The organism is Flavobacterium sp. (assembly GCF_035760125.1).
GTDB lineage: Bacteria > Bacteroidota > Bacteroidia > Flavobacteriales > Flavobacteriaceae > Flavobacterium.
This window is the reverse complement of sequence record NZ_DASTTN010000223.1, coordinates 1-2176: the sequence shown is the minus strand read 5'-3', so window position 1 is coordinate 2176 and position 2176 is coordinate 1. Positions and strand designations below refer to the sequence as shown.

General features: G+C 35.8%; 2 protein-coding genes and 1 pseudogene. All 3 read left to right on the top strand.

From position 1 onward, the window contains the following. Positions 1-142 (top strand): annotated as a pseudogene (locus VFS71_RS08225) (M42 family peptidase); the annotation flags it as partial. 243 nt (positions 143-385) lie between these two features. Beyond that, entirely contained in the window at positions 386-1738 is a 1353-nt protein-coding gene (locus tag VFS71_RS08220) for a cytochrome ubiquinol oxidase subunit I (RefSeq protein WP_326400464.1), read from the top strand. A gap of 11 nt (positions 1739-1749) precedes the next feature. Further along, positions 1750-2176: cytochrome d ubiquinol oxidase subunit II (gene cydB / locus VFS71_RS08215; RefSeq protein WP_326400463.1), on the top strand; the 427-nt coding region annotated here is incomplete at its 3' end.

Below are 2176 nucleotides of genomic sequence, written 5' to 3'. Positions count from 1 at the left end.
GGCTTTGATTTCACTACCGTTGCGATACATGCACACTACCGTCGAAATGGTCCACCGTGAGGATGTAGAAAACGTAATCAAATTGATTTATGAAACATTACTGAAGATTGAGAATAACGAAACCTTCTCTTATTTTAAATAAAAACTTAAAGCACCGTTTATAATGGTGCTTTTTTTATGAAAAATATTATCCCTTTTTTACTTTTTAACTGAATAGCTCAAACTTAGGTTCTTCATTATGAATTCATTCTAACTACATTTAAAAAAATATAAAAACATTAGTCCAAAACGTTACAAAAGACAGCAGTCAAATTGATTTATTATTCCACATTAGTCATGTTTCTGTCGTAAATTTACGCATACTTTTAAATAAAATATTTTCACCATGGATGTTGAAATACTAGCCCGCATACAATTTGCCTTTACAATTGCCTTTCATTATATCTATCCTCCATTAAGTATTGGAATCGGTTTGATAATGGTAATCATGGAAGGACTTTACCTTAAAACCGGAAATAAAGATTACGAAATTTTGACCCGCTTTTGGATTAAAATATTTGCATTGACCTTTGGGATTGGGGTTGCCACCGGAATTATTATGGAGTTTGAATTTGGAACCAATTGGGCGGTGTATTCGCGTTATGTAGGAGATATTTTTGGAAGTGCATTAGCAGCCGAAGGATTATTTGCCTTTGGTTTAGAGAGCACTTTTCTTGGAATATTACTTTTTGGATGGAACCGTGTAAAACCTTGGGTACATTTTGTATCAACTTTAGGTGTGTTTTTAGGTTCTATGTTCTCAGCAGTTTGGATTGTAGTTGCTAACTCTTGGCAACAAACTCCCGCGGGCTATCACATTGTTGGCATAGGATTACATGCAAGAGCCGAAGTGACCGATTTTTGGGCAATGGTTTTCAATCCTTCAAGTGTAGACAGAATCATTCACACTTGGCAAGGTGCAATTTTAGCAGGCGCCTTTTTGGTTTTAAGCGTACATGCTTACTACATTAGAAAAGGGCGTTATGTTGAAATATCTAAAAAAGCGTTCAAAATTGCTCTGGTAGTTGCAACCTTTTTTTCACTTACCCAATTGATTTCAGGTCACAGTACCGCTGATGGTGTTGCTGTTAATCAACCAGCAAAACTGGCTACAATGGAGGGACATTTTGAAAAAGACAAACCTGCCGATTTATATCTTCTGGGCTGGGTCGATAAAGAAAATCAAAAAGTATCGGGAATTGGAATTCCAGGTGGTTTATCATTCTTGGTGCATCAGGATTTCAATGCTCCCATAAAAGGATTAAATAATTTTCCTGTTGAAGACAGACCTAGTCAAATAAATGCCGTTTTTCAATTTTATCACATCATGGTTGCCATTGGAATGGCATTAATAGGGCTTACATTATACGCAAGTTTTTTATGGTGGCGCGGAAGGCTATTTGAAACCAAATGGCTTTTATGGATTTTTTCATTTGCTGTAATTTTACCCCAAATAGCCAATCAGGTTGGATGGTTTACAGCCGAAATGGGAAGACAACCTTGGGTAGTTTATGGACAATTAAGAACTAACAACGCTTTTTCCCAAGAAGTCACCTCTAATCAAATTGTATTTTCATTGGTTATGTTTACAGTGGTTTATTCTCTATTGTTGGCCTTGTTTTTGTATACGGTCAACAAAAAAATCAAACATGGCCCCTATGACGAATCAAAAACACCTGTAACGTTCAAATCCTTTTAATCTTTAATATTATGGAAACTTTTTTAGGAATTGATTATCCTACATTGTGGTATTTAGTAATCGGATTATTGTTTTCGGGTTATGCAATATTAGAAGGTTTTGATTTTGGAGCAGGCGCTTGGCATTTATTTTTCAGAAAAGATTTAAGCCGAAGAATTGCAATAAACGCAATTGCACCTGTTTGGGACGCCAATCAAGTTTGGTTAATAATTGGAGGAGGAGCATTATTTGCAGGATTTCCTGTTATGTATGCTACCATGTTATCGGCCATGTATGTTCCGTTTATGCTCTTTTTAATGCTAAATGTACTTCGAGCTGCCGCAATTAAATTTAGAAGCGTTGAAGAAATGAAATGGTGGAGAAACAGTTGGGACATAATTTATAGTGTTTCAAGCATCCTGATTGCATTTTTGTTAGGGGTCGTTTTGGGTAATATTT